Annotated in this window: 17 protein-coding genes; 8 read left to right on the top strand and 9 right to left on the bottom strand. The window is 69.4% G+C overall.

From position 1 onward, the window contains the following. Positions 1-27 precede the first annotated feature (27 nt). Both RIA68_07455 and RIA68_07450 read left to right on the top strand, forming a co-directional pair. The gene (locus RIA68_07455; GenBank protein MEQ8317276.1) at positions 28-1,461 is read left to right on the top strand and encodes an FG-GAP repeat protein; all 1,434 of its coding nucleotides are present in this window, start codon (positions 28-30) and stop codon (positions 1,459-1,461) included. Between the two features lie 159 nt (positions 1,462-1,620). Then, complete coding sequence (locus tag RIA68_07450; GenBank protein MEQ8317275.1) at positions 1,621-2,265, top strand: hypothetical protein; 645 nt, start codon at positions 1,621-1,623, stop codon at positions 2,263-2,265. A 24-nt stretch (positions 2,266-2,289) separates the two neighbouring features. On the opposite strand, the gene RIA68_07445 is transcribed toward RIA68_07450, so the two are convergent. From RIA68_07445 to RIA68_07430, 4 genes are read right to left on the bottom strand one after another with little or no spacing between them, the layout of a single operon-like run. Next, complete coding sequence (locus tag RIA68_07445) at positions 2,290-3,009, bottom strand: hypothetical protein (protein MEQ8317274.1); 720 nt, start codon at positions 3,007-3,009, stop codon at positions 2,290-2,292. Further along, positions 3,006-4,052, bottom strand: coding sequence for a ferric reductase-like transmembrane domain-containing protein (locus RIA68_07440; protein MEQ8317273.1), 1,047 nt, complete (start codon positions 4,050-4,052; stop codon positions 3,006-3,008). Before RIA68_07440 ends, RIA68_07445 begins: the two co-directional genes overlap by 4 nt. Then, positions 4,049-4,171, bottom strand: a complete 123-nt coding sequence (locus tag RIA68_07435; GenBank protein ID MEQ8317272.1) for a hypothetical protein — start codon at positions 4,169-4,171, stop codon at positions 4,049-4,051. The genes RIA68_07440 and RIA68_07435 overlap by 4 nt, the downstream gene beginning before the upstream one ends. 17 nt (positions 4,172-4,188) lie before the next feature. Continuing rightward, positions 4,189-4,392, bottom strand: coding sequence for a hypothetical protein (locus RIA68_07430; GenBank protein ID MEQ8317271.1), 204 nt, complete (start codon positions 4,390-4,392; stop codon positions 4,189-4,191). A gap of 46 nt (positions 4,393-4,438) precedes the next feature. Between RIA68_07430 and RIA68_07425 the strand changes: the two genes are divergently transcribed. The 3 genes from RIA68_07425 to RIA68_07415 all read left to right on the top strand — a co-directional run bounded on the left by RIA68_07425 (position 4,439) and on the right by RIA68_07415 (position 7,569). Then, a complete protein-coding gene (locus tag RIA68_07425) occupies positions 4,439-5,536 on the top strand; it encodes an NAD-dependent epimerase/dehydratase family protein (protein ID MEQ8317270.1) in 1,098 nt (365 codons plus the stop codon). A 137-nt stretch (positions 5,537-5,673) separates the two neighbouring features. Then, on the top strand, positions 5,674-6,483 hold the full coding sequence (locus RIA68_07420; protein MEQ8317269.1) for a hypothetical protein: 810 nt from the start codon (positions 5,674-5,676) through the stop codon (positions 6,481-6,483). 51 nt (positions 6,484-6,534) lie between these two features. Then, complete coding sequence (locus RIA68_07415; GenBank protein ID MEQ8317268.1) at positions 6,535-7,569, top strand: dihydroorotate dehydrogenase; 1,035 nt, start codon at positions 6,535-6,537, stop codon at positions 7,567-7,569. Positions 7,570-7,582: 13 nt separating this feature from the next. On the opposite strand, the gene RIA68_07410 is transcribed toward RIA68_07415, so the two are convergent. The 3 genes from RIA68_07410 to RIA68_07400 form a co-directional block, all read right to left on the bottom strand. Next, the gene (locus RIA68_07410; GenBank protein ID MEQ8317267.1) at positions 7,583-8,182 is read right to left on the bottom strand and encodes a hypothetical protein; all 600 of its coding nucleotides are present in this window, start codon (positions 8,180-8,182) and stop codon (positions 7,583-7,585) included. Positions 8,183-8,277: 95 nt separating this feature from the next. After that, a complete protein-coding gene (locus RIA68_07405; protein MEQ8317266.1) occupies positions 8,278-8,943 on the bottom strand; it encodes an RNA polymerase sigma factor in 666 nt (221 codons plus the stop codon). A 103-nt stretch (positions 8,944-9,046) separates the two neighbouring features. After that, positions 9,047-10,141 carry a hypothetical protein gene (locus RIA68_07400; protein MEQ8317265.1) on the bottom strand — a complete coding sequence of 365 codons (1,095 nt, stop codon included), beginning with the start codon at positions 10,139-10,141 and terminating at the stop codon, positions 9,047-9,049. A gap of 148 nt (positions 10,142-10,289) precedes the next feature. On the opposite strand from RIA68_07400, the gene RIA68_07395 reads away from it, so the two are divergent. Both RIA68_07395 and aroC read left to right on the top strand, forming a co-directional pair. Next, positions 10,290-12,551: a fused MFS/spermidine synthase gene (locus RIA68_07395; GenBank protein ID MEQ8317264.1), complete on the top strand. Its 2,262-nt coding sequence runs from the start codon at positions 10,290-10,292 to the stop codon at positions 12,549-12,551. 19 nt (positions 12,552-12,570) lie between these two features. After that, positions 12,571-13,773, top strand: coding sequence for a chorismate synthase (gene aroC / locus RIA68_07390; protein ID MEQ8317263.1), 1,203 nt, complete (start codon positions 12,571-12,573; stop codon positions 13,771-13,773). Here aroC and RIA68_07385 read toward each other — a convergent pair whose 3' ends face one another. Next, positions 13,774-14,259: a hypothetical protein gene (locus RIA68_07385; GenBank protein MEQ8317262.1), complete on the bottom strand. Its 486-nt coding sequence runs from the start codon at positions 14,257-14,259 to the stop codon at positions 13,774-13,776. It abuts the gene before it with no gap. On the opposite strand from RIA68_07385, the gene RIA68_07380 reads away from it, so the two are divergent. Further along, a complete protein-coding gene (locus RIA68_07380; protein MEQ8317261.1) occupies positions 14,258-14,440 on the top strand; it encodes a hypothetical protein in 183 nt (60 codons plus the stop codon). The two genes, RIA68_07385 and RIA68_07380, sit on opposite strands and share 2 nt — an antisense overlap. A gap of 1 nt (position 14,441) precedes the next feature. Here the strand turns inward: RIA68_07380 and RIA68_07375 are convergent, their stop codons facing one another. Next, entirely contained in the window at positions 14,442-15,791 is a 1,350-nt protein-coding gene (locus RIA68_07375; protein ID MEQ8317260.1) for a GTPase, read from the bottom strand. Between the last annotated feature and the right edge of the window lie 17 nt (positions 15,792-15,808).

Below are 15,808 nucleotides of genomic sequence, written 5' to 3'. Positions count from 1 at the left end.
AGTGAACCAACACACAGGAGAGAGCCAATGCGTTACGCCAGAATCGCCGCCAGCCTCGCCACCACAGCCGGCCTTGCCGCTTTCGCCCAAGCCCAGACCCAGTGCAGCAGCGAGGACGCCAAGGTTACGCCGGCCTCCGTCGCCACCGATGATGACTTCGGGGCGTCGTTCGATGCCGCGGCCGCCGGCTTCGGCGTCGTTGGAGCACCAATCGGTGGCGCCGATGGCGCGGGCCGGGCCTTCATCTACGCGATCAACCCCACCGTGCCCCAGCTCCAGTTCACGCTCGCGCCGAACGACGGCGAAAATGCCGACCGATTCGGTGCGGACGTGGCCGCCGACAACGCCCTCGCGCTCGTCGGCGCGCCGTTCGAGAACGAACTGGGTCCGGCCGCTGGTGCCGCCTACCTCTTCCTTCGCTCCACGGGCGCCCAGATCGACAAGCTGACCGCTAGCGATGGCAGGGGCCTCGACCTCTTCGGCGGCGCCGTCGACATCGACTTCGATCGCGCGGTTGTCGGTGCATCGGATAAGAGCAGTTCCACCGGCGCGGTGTACGTCTTTGAGATCGTTGGCTTGGATGCGGTCGAGCGGTTCAAGCTGACCGCGTCCGATGCGGCCGCCGTCGACCGCTTTGGCAGCTCGGTCGCGATCGATGGCGGCGGCGTGACGGCCGGCGAAGTGGGCTACGCGCTCATCGGCGCGATCGGCAACGACGACATGGGCGCGAGTTCGGGGTCGGCGTACCTCTTCAACATCGAGACGGGCCTCGAGACCGCCAAGATCGTGCCCGCCGATGCGACGACCGGCAACAACTTCGGCTTCGTCGTCGATTTGTTGATCGAAGGCGACGTCGCCCTGGCCGCCATCGCCTCGGACACCAGCAACCCCGACGGCAGTACCGGTTCGGTCTACCTCTATGACGTGAGCGATCGGGCCAACCCGGTCCAATTGTCGAAGGTCCTTCCGACCGATCCCATCGGGGTCGGCGGCTTCGGCATCTCGGTCTCGCTGACCGAGGACCTACTGCTCGTGGGTGCCAGCTCCGGCGAGACCACGCTCGCTGGCACGGCCTACGCGTTTGACATCAGCGACCCGGCCAACCCGGTACAGACCTCGATCATTCGACCAGCCGACGCAATCCCGTTCGCCCGATTCGGTACGTCCTCGGCGTTGTACCAAAGCCCGAGCGGACTGCGCGTGCTCGCGGGTGCGCCCTCGGCCAACAGCGGAGATCCGGTCCCGGGCACGCCCAATACCGGCGCTCTCTATGCACTGACCGTCAGCGGATGCCGCCCGGACATCGACGGCGACTGCCTGCTCACGATCTTCGACTTCCTGGGCTTCCAGAACCTGTTCGACGCGGGCGACCTCGCGGCGGACTTCGACGGCGACGGCTCGCTCACCATCTTCGACTTCCTCGCGTTCCAGAACGCCTTCGACGCGGGCTGCGGGGGCTGATCGGCAACGTCCCTTCCCTTGTTCTGGTGATCCATGAAATTGGGCTTGCTTTGCGAGCCCAATTTCGTTAGATTGTGCGTGCAGCGGTCGGCGAGCCCGCCGCATGGGGTCTCTGGGGCAGCGCCCACTCGGCGCATTGTGAAGATGGGAGCGGGCGGCATGGTTGGTGCATTCATCGGGGCCCTCATCGGCGGTGCGGTCGGGGCAGCGATCTGGGCGGTCGTCGGGTTCTACACCGGGGCCGAGATCGGCTGGATCGCCTGGGGCGTCGGCGTGCTCGCCGGGGCCGGAGCCATGGTGGGGGCCAACCTCGTCGGAGGCGGGGCAAGCACCGGCTCGGGCATCGTCGCGGCGGTCGTCGCGATCGCGGCTGTTGCCGCAGGAAAGCTCGCCGTCATCGAACTGATCTACCAAGACGATCGCGATCTTGCCGTAGCCTCGCAGTTCTCCAACGAGATCCTCATGTGCTACGTCGCCGACCAGGTCGTCGAGCATTGGGAAGACGAGGGCTACGACATCGACTGGCCCGAGCTGCCCGAAGGCCAGTACTTCCGCTGGCGCGAAGCTGATTACCCGCCCGACCTCTGGGCCGCCACCCTCGAATACTGGGACGACCAGACGCCCGAACACCAGCAAGCCGTTCGCAAGGCCTACCGAGAGCAGCACGAGACCAACGTCGCGATGGTCGAAGAGGAGTACGCCAGCATGAGCGGCGAAAACTTCCTCAGCGGCTACGACGCCATCTGGATCCTGCTCGCCGTCGGCTCGGCCTTCGGGCTCGGCCAGGGCGGCAAGGACGAATGACCGACGAGTCGTCCCGCCTGCGCCTTACCGCTCGATCCGGTCGGCCGCCATCCACAGCCAGCCATCCCGGGCCGTGAGCGTCCCCGTGACGACCACGGGCTCGGCGATCAGGCTCGTGTCCTCGTCGCGCATGGGCTCGCCGCCGGCGGTCGTCAGTAGCGCATAATGCCTGACGCCCGCCGCATCGCTCCACGAGATCATGGGCGGGATGCCGCCGCGCACGCAGAGGATCGCGCATGCCTGGTGGCCCTCGCCGCTGCCGGGCTTCATCGCGCCCAGGTAGCACTTGCTGTCGAGAATCTCGGTTGCAATCGCATGCTCGCCACGATCCGCGGGAGTCCGTGCAATCGGCCCGCCCGAGCCCTCGCCCGCGCTCGTCGACTGCACCTCGAGCATTCGCATGCCGTCGCGCTCCAGGCGATAGCCCGTGACGCTCGCGCTGCTGCCAATCAGATCGAGCACCTCCTGCGGCGGGCCGACCTTGCCCACGCCCACCAGCAGCACGCCGGCCGCGCCATCGTCAGGCAGCAGCATCGGATACGGCTCGGCCACGATCGTGCCCGAGAGCGTGATGGCGCTCGACGTATCCCACACGCCCGTTCCTGGATCGCGCTGGCCCAGCGCGGCCGCCGCGGCGGTGCCCAGCATCAGCCCCGCCAGCGCACCGACGGCCGCCAGCACGAGCGTCAGCATGGCCGCCGGCAGCGGCCGATAGATCACGTAGATGCCCGGCCGACCGCTCACGACGCACCCCCTTCGGTGATGCTTACCGGCGTGGTCGGCGTGCCGGGCTCGTTCGGCCTGGGGTTCACCTCCACGCGCCCGCCGCGCACGCGCAGCTCGTACGTCGGAATCTTCTCGGTGTAGGGCGGCGGGCTCTGGCCGTTCTCCGTGTGGTACTGGTACCCGTGCCACGGGCAGGTCGCGCAGCCGTCGAGGATCTCGCCCTCGCCCAGCGGCCCCCCCTGGTGCGCACACACGTTGCTCAGGGCCGACAGCCGATCGCCATCCCGGAACACCGCCACGCGATTGCCCGACCCCAGGCACACGACGCGCGCCCGCTTGTCGGGAATCTCGTGCGGATCGCCGACGTCGATCCAGCCATCCTCAGATTCGTCCGACGATGCCGCATCGCGCCGCCACTCGCGGCCCCCGGCAACCAGGTGCAAGCCACCGAGCACCAACGCACCACCAAGGAGCAGCAAAGGAAACACGAGCGACTTCTCGCTCCGCAGCACGCCGAACACCACGTGCGCGACCACCAGCGCATACGCCACGTACACGGCCATGTGCATCGCCTTCCACACGCCGTGCCCGAGGAGCGCCAGCCAGAAGTCGTGGCTCGTCGCCGCCATCACCAGCAGCACGAGCAGCGCGAGAAAACCGACGAACTCGAAGCCCACGCTCCCGTCGGGCCGTACGAGCACCGCGAGCACCGGGTTCTCGACGCCGAAGCCGCCGTAGAACCCGTACACCACGAACGCATGCAGCCCGGCCACCAGGAACGTCGCGACGCCCAGGTGCCGGCGGTTTGCCAGCAGGAACGTCGTGCGTGGCCAGAGCCTCGCCAGCGGTCCGATCGCCAGCACCACGTGCAGCAGCACGATCGCCAGCGTCCCGAGCGCCCGCATCACCAGGATCGGCGGCGACACCTCGTTCGGCGGCGGGTGCACCACCATGCTCATCACCATGAACACGCCGACGAACGCGACGCACGCGCCCGCGAGCACCAGGTCGTACACGACCTTGTGCCGCGTCCAATTCACGGCCCGGTACTGCACGCTCACGGCGCCGGCTCCGCCGAGACGCTCGGCCCCGGCTCGACGTCACCCGAGCGCTTCATCGCGCCGGCAACGATGATCGCCAGCGTGCCAACGAGCACGAGCACCCACATCACCACGTGCATGCGCCGATGCCCGGCCTTCACGCCTTGCCCCGCTTCAGCCACCGCCCGAGCACGACCGGCCAGAGCACCATCACGCCCGGGATGGAAAGCACGCGGAAGCCCCACGTGCCCGCGGCCGCCGCCGGGTCGAGCCGGCCGAGCCCTACGAGGCACATCGGGATCGCCACCAGCAGGCCAAGGCCCGCATACCCGAAGACGATCGCGATGACGGCGATGGCCATGCCGCGATGATACCGCACCAAGGGCGACACGCCCCTATCCTGCGCCGTGAGCGAGAACCCCGACATCCGGCTGTCCCCGACCGCCCTGGAGCCCACCGCGGGCCTCGAGTCCGCCGTCGCCCACGGCGCACCCCGGCGGCAGGCGATCCTGCTCACCGGCGCGGGCGGCGAGGTCGGCCACGGCCTCATCCACCGCCTCAGCGAGTCGACCGACACGCCCATCGTCGCCTTCGACCTGCGCCCCATCCACGACGAACTCGCCAGCCGATGCCACGCCGTCTTCACCGGCGACGTGCGCGATCCCTTCGCCATCGCTTCCATCCTCGCCCACTACGAGATCACCGAGGTCTACCACCTCGCCGCGCTGCTCAGCTCGACGGGCGAGCGCAACCCTTCCCTCGCCCACGAGGTGAACACCCAGGGCACCATGAACCTCCTGCGGCTGCTCGCCGAGCAGGCTCGCGCCACGACGCGCCCGGTGAGGTTCATCTACCCCAGTTCCATCGCCGTGTACGGCTTGCCCAGCGAGGCCGAGAAGCAGCGAGCCGGCGCCGTCGCCGAAGACGACTACCTCAACCCCATCACCATGTACGGCGTCAACAAGCTGTGCTGCGAGCACCTGGGCCGCTACTACGCCGAGCACTTCCAGTTGCTCGATCGCGGCGACGCGCCCGCGACCATCGACTTCCGCTGCGTGCGATACCCAGGCCTGATCAGTCCGCACACGGCGCCCAGCGGCGGCACGAGCGACTACGGCCCCCTGATGCTCCACGCCGCGGCCAAGGGCGACGAGGCCGTCTGCTTCGTGCCCGAGCACGCCAGGCTGCCGTTCATGCTCATGGCCGACGCCGTCGACGCGACCCTCGCCCTGGCCCGAGCCGACGGCCTGTCGCGCAGGGTCTACAACGTCGCGAGCTTCGCGCCCACGGCTGGGGAGATCGCCGTCGCCATCGCCGCCCACTTCCCGGGCTTCCGCCCGCGGTACGACATCCACCCCGGCCGGGCCCGCATCGTCGCGAGCTGGCCCGGCGACGTGGATCGCTCGGCCGCGGCGCGAGACCTGGGCGTCCAGACCCACCGCGACTTCGCCGAGACGCTCCGGGACGACCTGCTGCCGGCCGTACAGGAAATGTATGGTAGGTAAGAACGGTTATGCGGACCGTTTGTGGTGATCCCGCGCCGGAATTGCCGACCTAGCCCGCGAGCTATCATTGAGACTAGCTCGGAGTCCGGGCCCGGCTGCGTCGTTCGACGCGTCGTGCCAACAGAGGATCCCCACTGATGGGCGAAACCCAGCCTCGCGTGCGATTCGGTGACTACACCATCACGCGCGAACTCCCCGAATCGCCGATCGCCCGACGCCTACTCGCGATGGAGCCCGGCGGTCGCGACGCGAAGGTCCTGCACCTGTTTCCGATCCGACCCGACGACGCCCAGGTGGCGGTGCTGCGGCGCGCGGTCGACAACATCCGCATGATCGACAACCGGCACGTGCTGCCGGTCCAGAAGCTGCTGCTGGGCATCGTCCACCAGCCCTGCGCCGTCACGCCCTACACCGGGCACCAGGACGGCCTGATCGACCTCGACTCGCTGCTCGCCGAAAAGGGCGGCCACATGGAACCGGGCGAGACCGATCGCCTGCTGCGTCAGGTCCTCGACGGCCTCGACGCCGCCCACGAGAAGCTCGTGCACCACGGCACCGTCCGGGCCCGCGACGTCCTGGTCGACCGCCGGGGCAGCGCCACCATCGAGATGCTCGGCGTCGCGCGCACGCTCGAGGGGCTTCGCGGCTTTTCGACCGAGATGCAGCGCGACGAGATCCGCAGCGTCGTCGAGCTGGGTTTTACCTGTCTCACCGGTCACGACGCCGCAACCGTGGGCCTGCCCGCCAGCAAGCTCGTGCGTCGGCTCGACCCGGCGTGGGACGAGTTCTTTGCCCAGGGGCTCGATCCGATCAACGGCTTCGACACGGCGGCCGAGGCCATCGAGGCCCTGCCCAGCGCGAGCTTCGACCGCGAGCCCGAGGCCCAGCGTTCGGCCCGGCCCGGCCTGCTCACCGGCTTCCGTCGCACCGGAGTCGATCGTTCCTGACGCCCAGCCGAGCGCGGTAGCCGCGATGCCCCCGGGTGCGAACACTTGAACGTGCCCGACCCATCCGAATCGACGCGTCAGCCCGAGCCAGCGCCCCAGGGGCCACCGCCCAAGGGGCCCATGGCCGTCGACCTAGCCGGCCTCGAACTCCAGAGCCCCATCATCCTCGCCGCGGGCACCGCCGGCTATGCCGACGAGATCCTCGACGTGCTGCCGTCACGGGTCTTGGGCGCTGTCACCAGCAAGTCGATCACCGCCCAGCCGCGCGAGGGCCACCCGACGTGGCGCATGGTGCCCCTGCGTGGCGGCATGCTCAACGCCATCGGGCTGGCCAACACCGGCATCGATCGGTTTGCCGAGCACGTCGCGCCCAGCCACAAGCTCGCGCGAAACGACGTCCGGCTCATCGGCTCGGTCGCCGGCGACACCATCGACGGATACGTCCGCGTCGTCGCCGAGATGGACGGGCTCGACGGCGTCGACGCGGTCGAGCTCAACGTCTCGTGCCCCAACGTGCACGGCGGCGCCGACTTCGGCGTCGATCCGGCAGCGCTGTCCGACCTCGTCGCCGCCGCACGCGCCGCGCTGCCCAGCAAGCCGCTCATCGTTAAGCTGCCGCCGATCGCCGCCGGCATGCCGGGCATCGTGGCCGTCGCGAGGTCAGCGATCGAGGCCCTCGGCCGACCCGGAGGGCCGAATGAACGCCCGGGTGCCGACGTGCTGTGCCTTGCGAACACGACCCCAGCGATGGCGATCGACGTGCAAACGCGCAGGCCGCGCATCACGAACACCACCGGCGGGCTGTCGGGGCCCGCGGTGCACGCCATCGTCGTCAAGCTCATCCACGACGCCTACCGGTCCATCGCCAGAGACGAGGGCGTGCCCATCATCGGGCTGGGCGGCGTCACGAATTGGCGCGAGGCCGCCGAGTTCGTGCTCGCCGGTGCCTCGGCCGTTGGCGTCGGCACGGGCGCGATGGCCGATCCGAGCTGCCCGGCTCGCATCTACAAGGGCCTGCAGCGCTGGACCGAGCGCATGGGCGCCATCAAGCTCACCGAACTGGTCGGAGCCGTCGAACTCGATTGAGTTTGAGGACGCGTCAGGACGACGCGGGATCGGGGCCGTTTCGCCGGCTCGGCGGTGGGGGTTCGCGACGCGAGTCACGCGACGGCCTCGTCTCGGTCTCGCGCATCGGGATCCTGCCGGTCAGGTGCGCGCGGAAGCGATCCACGTCCGAGCGGAGCGCGGCGGCCTCGTCCTGTCCGGGCAGCATGCTCGGAGCCTGATCGCCTGCGTTGGCAAACGAAGAACCGTTGAACCGTGCGTTGCCGCCATCAACTTCGTAGAAGCGATTCGCGAGGCCGTCGGCCCACGGCTGCCATGCTTCGGTGCCGCCCATGAAGTGCACGGCGGCCGACACGATCATCGCGATGACCGCGGCGGCAGCCAGCGGCGGACGCAGCGAGAATTCGAGCTTGCGGTTCGACCACCGACCATCGCGGTACATCGTGACGCGTTCGCCCCGGGCATCGGCCTGCCGCTGGGCGGCCAGGTTCGACATCACTCCGGCCCGCACCCGCAGCGGCGCCTTCTCGCTGGGCCAGCCCTTCGGGTCGCGCAGCAGCGACTCGATCCGACGGCTCACGGCCTTGTGCCGGTGACGGCTGGGAGATGCGGAATGGTGCTTCGGGCGGCTCACGAGATCGATGCTACTCCTGCTCAGTATTCGCTCCATCGGGGTCGAGCGTAACGCGGGTTCCTCCTGAATCGGAGTTTCCGCGACGCTCCCACGATTCAGTGCGAATTCTTTGCGGGAATGTCCTTATGGGGCGACGCGATGTCGACCGCACGCTCACGGAGGGCCTCGCCCAAGACGTTCCGCGAACGCAGCAGCATGACCCGGACCGCCACGCCCGACTTGTCCATCACGCGGGCGATCTGTGCGGGGCTCAGGCCCTCGACGTACCGGAGCCACACGGCCGTGAGCTGGTCGCGATTCAGCACCGATTCGGCGATCTTCCAGATCCGCTTGCGATCGTGACCCGCGTCGGGATTGGCCGGCTCGAGGCTCGGAGCCGCGGCATCGACGTAGCCGATGGCCGACTCGGGCGCGACGCGCACGCGGGCGCGGCGTCGAGCCGCCGACGCGGCCAACCGAGCGGCGATCGTCAGCAGCCACGGCGCCAGCGGGCGCTCGGGCTCGTAGGTGTGCAGCTTCTGCCAGGCACGCAGGAACGTGTCCTGGGCGACGTCCTCGGCCTCGGCCGACGAGCCCGTCCGCCGGAGCAGGAAGCGATAGACGCGGTCCTGATAGCGGGTCACGAGCACGTTGTACGCAGCGACCGACCCTTCCTTGGCCAGTTCAGACAGCTCCTGATCGCTCAGGTTGTCGACCGGTACGCCGGGCCGCCCGTGCAGCGGGGCTTCGAACGGAATGGGGCCAGCAACGGACGCGGACATTGCCATCAGGTTAACGCATCCGTGCCAAAATCCCAAGCGGTTGCATGCTTGGGGTTATCCTTAAATTTCCGTTCATACCGACGGCGTCCACCCAGGAATGGGCTTATCGGTCGTTGGGCATCGAGCCCTCCGGCTCGTCGGAAACGCCCGCGAGTCGCTCGTCGCCGTCGTCCTCTTCAGGTTCCGGCGGGGCCGAAGTCGCCGCGATCGCGTTCTGCATCGCCAGCTCCACGGTCCGGCCGTCGCGCGACACGGTGCCCGAGCCGACCAGGTCGACCATGGCCTGCAGAGCCGGGGCCTCGGCGGCCATCCGGCGGGCGCCGTGCGTCCAGAATTCGACCATGTTGTTGAGCGACACGACCATGCGATCGCCGTCGGCCTGCTCGCCCCCATCGACCCGCAGCCGGGCGAAGACCACGGTCCGATCGGCCTCTTGGCGATACCCCAGATAGCCGTGGATCGCGCTGGCTGACGCGAGCAATGCCGAACTCAGCGGTGGGTGGGCACAGTCAAGATCGTTGGCTCGCACCACGATGACGCACCCGGGCGGGCTCTCATCGCCCGCCGACGCGACCTCGTCGGCTTTCTCTGGGCTCGGCGGCTCTTCGCGCGAGCCTCGAATGACGAGATCGATGCAGGCCTGCAGCCGGTCGGAATGGTCCGAGAGCACCGCGACGAGCTCGCCCGAACCGGTAGATCCCACGGGCACGAGTGCCACGTGCACCGAAAGCGACTCGATCGTCCACGCGGAGATTCCCCGGCCGTCGGTCTTACGGGCAGGACGCAAGAGCAAGGGAAATCCATCGTGATCGGCAACGTGCTGCTGGATCGCGTCGCGCAGCGCAGATCCGCCCTGGAGCATGGTCGTGGTCTGGCCCTTCGCGTCGGGCCCGCGGGTGATGGTGCCGAACATCGTGATGTCGGTCAGGTCCATCCGCGCGTCGATGCCCATGTCGCTCAGCGTCGCGCCCCAGGCCGAGGAGACCAACGCATCGAAGATGGGCTGGAGCGCTTCGGCCTCTCGGAGCCGCTCGGCATCGACGTGCACGACCCAGTCGCACCCATCGGCCACCCAGTGCTCGGGAAGCGGGCCGGCGGTCGCTCGCGATGCAGATGCAAGGACGGCGACCATGCCGAGGACGACGGCCCAGGCTCCGAGGAGCTTCGACGACGTCTGGATGAAGGCACTCGTAGACACCGCAGGGCTCCCCGTGCCTGCATAGGGGTCGCACCGGCGCGGCGTTTCGGCCGGGCCGCGAATCGCCCCCGCGATCGTGGGACGTCCGGCGAGGCAGCCCAGACGCCCTCGGGCGGTACCATCAGCCCCCGAGGGGGGTTGCACCCGCATGCTTGCGCTGTACGCCATCGCCATCTTCGTAGCAGCCGCCCTGCTCTTCTGCGTGCAGCCCATGCTCGCCCGCATGCTGCTGCCTCGCCTGGGCGGCAGCCCGGCGGTATGGACGGCGGCCATGCTCTTCTTTCAATCCGGGCTGTTGCTGGGCTACCTCTCGGCCCACCTTTTGGGTCTGGCCGGGCATCGGGCCCCGCGTCTGGCAATCGGGGTGCACGTCGTGCTGGCGGCGCTGGCGGTCCTTGCGTTGCCATTGGTGCTGCCCTCGGGCACGCCCGACGGCCCGCCGGCATTGTGGGTCATGGCCGCCCTCGCCCTGGCCGTGGGCGCACCCTATCTCGTGCTGTCGTCGGTGTCGCCGCTCGTGCAGAAGTGGATCTCCAGAACGGACCACCCGCTCGCGGCCGACCCCTACCCCCTGTATGCCGCGAGCAACGCGGGCAGCATGCTCGGGCTGCTCGCCTATCCCTTCGTGCTCGAGCCGCTGCTGAGCCTCGAGCAGCAGCGCACGTGGTGGTCCGCCGGCTACGTCGCGCTCGTCGTGCTGCTCGGCATCGGCGGCGCGTTCGCGGCTCGGCGCACGCGTGGGCCGCGGGTTGAGTCGAGCGAAGCGCCCGTCGAGCCGATCGCCTGGCCTCGCCGACTGGCCTGGGTCGGTCTCGCGTTCGTGCCGTCGAGCCTCATGCTGGGCGTGACGCAGCACCTGACGACGGACGTGGCCGCCGCGCCGCTGCTGTGGGTCGTACCGCTGGCGCTCTATCTGCTCACGTTCATCGTTGCCTTCGGCGTGCGCAGGCCCGGCCTCGACCGCTGGGTAGCCAGGCTGACGCCCATCGCGGTCGTCGGCGTCGTGGTCGCCATTCTGCTGCATGCGCGCCAGCCGCTGGTCGCTGTCGCCGGAGCGCACGTCGCCGCGTTCACGCTCGCCGCGCTGCTGTGCCACCAGCGGCTGGCCTCGCTGCGCCCGCACGCGGGCCACCTCACCGAGTTCTACCTGCTCGTGGCGCTCGGCGGGGTGCTGGGCGGCGCATTCAACGCCTTGCTCGCGCCGATGGTGTTCGACCGCGTGCTCGAGTACCCCATCGCGATCGCCTTGGCCATGCTGGCGCTCCCCGGGCTGCCATCACGGACCGCCTCGGACAAGGACGCGGGCCTCGATCGCCCGGCCACGCAGATCGCGGTCGGGTTCGCAATCATCGCGGGGTTCGTGTGCATCCTGGTCGTATTGGGGGCGCTGGGCTTCCAGCCGCTGTCCTCGTCGGCTGCCTGGTGGGAGCGGGCGCTTGCCGTGGGCTTGCCCGCCGTAGCGCTGTACGTCGTTCACGCGCGCGCGGCGGCGTTCGCGCTCGCCGTCGGCGGCGTGCTGCTGACCGCCAGCTTCTGGCGCGGGCCGGCGGACGTCGTGTACATCGAACGCACCTTCTTCGGCGTGCACACGGTCGAGGAGATCCGAACCCGCTGGCGTGACGGCTCGATCGCCACGCTGCACCAGCTCCGCCACGGTTCGACGGCCCACGGCCTGCAACGCGTCGACCGCGGCGGCGTGCCCGTGCCCCTGGCCTACTACCACGACCTGAGCCCGATCGCCGACGTGTTTGCCCTCATCGATGGCCAGGCCGCCCAGACGCAGCACCGCGCCCTCGACCGCGTTGCGCTCGTCGGTCTCGGCACCGGCGCCCTGGCCGCGTACGGGCGACCGGGCATGACCATGCACGCCTACGAGATCGATCCCGCGGTCGTGCGTATTGCCACAGATCCGCGGTACTTCACCTTCCTGAGCGAGAGCCGAGCGGACGACATCGAATACTTCGTCGGCGACGGCCGGCTGCTGCTCGAGGCCCACGAGGGCGAGCCGTACGACCTAATCGTGCTCGACGCATTCAGCTCCGACGCCATCCCCGTGCACCTGCTGACGCTCGAGGCATTCGAGAGCTACCTCGAGCACCTGTCCGACGGCGGCGTGCTGGCGGTGCACATCTCGAACGTGTACCTCGACCTGGAGCCGGTGGTGGCCAGGGCGGCCGAGGAGCTCGGCCTCTTCGCCACGATGCGTTTCGACGTGCGAGACCCGCAGGAGAGCCTGGAGACCGGGCGGTACACGAGCACGTGGGTCATGCTCGCTCGCGATGCGGCCGACCTCGAGCCGCTGGCCCGCCGCTCGCTGTGGCGCCCGCCCCGGGCGCCCGAGGGCTTCCGACTCTGGACCGACGATCGCAGCAACATCCTCTCGGTGCTCGGCGCGCCGCCGCAGGGCTAGGGCCCACATACCATCTTCGATGCCGACACTCGACTACCAGACCGCCGGAGAGAGCCACGGCCCGGGCATGCTCACGATCGTGACGGGGATGCCCGCGGGCGTGCCGATCGATACCGACGCGATCAACCGAGAGCTCGCACGGCGTCAGGGCGGCTACGGACGTGGCGGGCGGCAGCGCATCGAGACCGACACCATCGAGTTCTTGAGCGGCGTCCGCATGGGCACGACGCTGGGCTCGCCCATCGCGATGCGCGTGGCCAACAAGGACTCGCGCATGGACGACGCCGAGCGCACGCCGCCGGTCTATCGCCCAAGGCCCGGCCACGCCGACCTGGCGGGCTCGCTCAAGTGGCTGACGACCGATTGCCGGGGAACGCTGGAGCGCGCGAGCGCCCGCGAGACGGCGGCGCGCGTGGCGGCGGGGGCGCTCGCCCGCGGCCTGCTGGGGTTCTTCGGCATCTCCGTGTTCGGCTTCGTCCGCAGCGTCGGCACGGCGCGCACCGAGGCGGCGATCCGACCGGAGGATCACGCGGCGCTGCTCGAGGCCCGCGACGCGAGCGAGACGTATTGCCCTGATGCCGAGGCAACGAAGTTGCAGATCGACATCATCCGTCAGGCCAAGGTCGACAAGGACACCGCCGGCGGGCTGTGCGAGGTGCACGTCTTCGGCATGCCTCCGGGGCTGGGCAGTTGTGTTGATTGGCGGCTGAAGCTCGATGCCCGGATCGCCTACGCCGTCATGGGCATCCAGGCGTTCAAGAGCGTCGAGATGGGTATGGGCCGCCGCGTAAGCGAGTTGCCCGGCTCGCAGGTGCACGACCCGATCCGCTTCGACCGGTCGAAGGCCGACGGGCCCTCGCTGGGTTTCGTGCGAGACACGAACAACGCGGGCGGAATCGAGGGCGGCATGACCAACGGCCAGCCGGTGGTCGTGACGGGTGCGATGAAGCCGATCTCCACGCTCCTGCGCGGCATGCCGTCCATCGACCTGAACACCAAGGAAGCCCAGCAGAGCGACTACGAGCGCAGCGACGTGTGCGCCGTCTCGGCCGCCAGCGTCGTGATGGAGAACGTCGTCGCCTTCGAGATCGCCCGCGCGTTCCTCGACAAGACCGGGGGCGATTCGCTCACCGAGGTGCAGGCGCACCACGAGGCGTACATGGACTTGGTGAAGATCCTGCCGATCGAGCCGCCGATCACGACGATCGCGCGCGACGACTGATCACGCCGCCTCGCCCGATCCAGCCTGCCGCATCAGCGACTTCCAGGATTCGGCGTCGACCTCATAGTGGCGGCGCAGGCCCTCGCCGAGCTGGTCGGTCTCGCAGAGCGCCAGCGTGCACTCGGCGCCGAACGTCGACGAGGCGAACCGCAGCGCTCGGGGCAGCTGCTCGCGTGTGGTGACCAGGACGAGCGACCGGCCGTCGTAGCGGATCGGGATGAGCGCGAACTGCGCAGCCTGGCGTCCGGAGAGCACGCACAGGACGTGGTCAGGAATGTCCACGAGTGCGGGGTCGAGCCACTCGGCGATGGCGCCGTACTGCTCGGCCCAGACCGTCTCGATCTCTTGTTGGCGCACGCCGAACATCTTCTCGGCGAGTTCGCCGAACGGGCGATTCGTGCCACGCTGGGCCTGCAGCACCTGGTCGCGCTGCGTGTCGCTCAGGATGCCTCGGTCGACCAGGATCTCGCCCATTGGCTTGGACATGCCAACACCCTCCGGCGCGGCCGATTCGCAGGGCCGCGTCGGTGGTGACATCGGGCGATCAACGTTGGAGGCCGAGCGTCGCTTCCGGCCTGGCGTTGCCGGCGTGACGCAGATACTCGCGCAGGCGGCGCCGCCGTTGCGATCGCTACCGATGGCGTCTTATCCGGACGCGTTCGTCTAGCCTACTTGCCCACGCAGAAGCTGGCGAAGATCCGTCCCAGCACCTCGTCGGGCGAGACCCTTCCACCAAGCTCTCCAAGGGCGTCCAGGGCCAGGCGCATCTCGGCCGCCACCAGCTCGCCTTCGGCGGGCAGGCCGTCGGGCGGATCGGCCGCGACCGACGCGATCGCCCGCCCGAGCGAGTCAACGGCGGCACTCGCGAGCGCGTGGTGCCGCGGCAGCAGGCCGGCGCCGGCGTCCTGGCGGGCGTGGTCGATGGTTTCGGCCATCGCCAGGCGGAGCGAGTCGAGGTTCAGCCCGGAGCGCACACTGACGGCGATGGTTCCTCCGGCCTCCACATCGACCTCGTCCGCCTTCGTGCGCACGAGCATCGCTTGCGGCGCGGTGTCGGGCCCGTTGAACAAGCCCTCGGGATCGCACCACAACACGAGATCCGCCCGCTCCAACGCCGCGTCGATGACCGACTGCACGCTGGCTCCCTCGTCGGCGTCGAGTTCGATGACGGATCGATCCTGCAGGCCGGGCAGGTCGGCCAGCTCGCAATCGATGGTGCCGATCGATGGATGCTCGAGGCGGAGCGGCTCGACGACGGCGTCGCGCGTGGCGTGCTCCATTTCGGAGACCACCGAACGCGTGCGCCCGAGCAGGGCGTTGAACAGGCTGGTCTTACCCGCGTTGGGCGCGCCCGCGAGCACGACCAGCGGCCTTGCCGACTGGCTCTCCTTGCCACGCTTGCCGGTACGTTCGGCCTCGAGCTCGTCGCGCAGCGAACGCAATCGATCGTGCAGCGTGCCGGCGGCGATGGGCACGACGTGTTCTTCCTCGCTGAAGTCGGCCGCCGCCTCGACCAGCGCGAGCAGCGATGCCAGCTCGTCGACCATCTCGGCGTATCGGCGTCCCGATTGGCCCGAGAGCAGGCGGTGGGAGGCCTCCAGCTGGGCGTCGGTGCCAGCAGCGATCGTGGCCGCCACGCCTTCGGCCTGTTCCAGTGTTAGCCGGCCGTTGAGGTAGGCCCGGGCGCTGAACTCGCCGGCCTCGGCGTGGCGCACGCCGGGTTGCCCAAGCAGCAGCCGGGCGATCATCGCCACGAGCGTGGGCGAGCCAGGGGGCAACAGCTCGACGGTGTCTTCGCCGGTGTACGAGCGCGGGCCGGGCAGGCGGACGGCGAGCGTGGGCAGCGCTCCGGTCGGCAGTTTCAGACGGATCGGGCCGACGCCCCGGCGGCGGTCGATCGGGGAGACAGCGATCGCATCGATGGCGTCGAACGCGCCGCGCCCCGAGAGGCGCACGACCGCGCGTGCGCCGGAGGCCATGGGCGTTGCCGGGGCCACGATGGTCGACGTCGTGTCCATCGTGCGGAGTCGACGCC

This window comes from Phycisphaerales bacterium (assembly GCA_040217175.1).
GTDB lineage: Bacteria > Planctomycetota > Phycisphaerae > Phycisphaerales > UBA1924 > JAHCJI01.
Note: the sequence above shows the minus strand (reverse complement) of the source record. Positions and strands in the feature narration are given on the sequence as shown.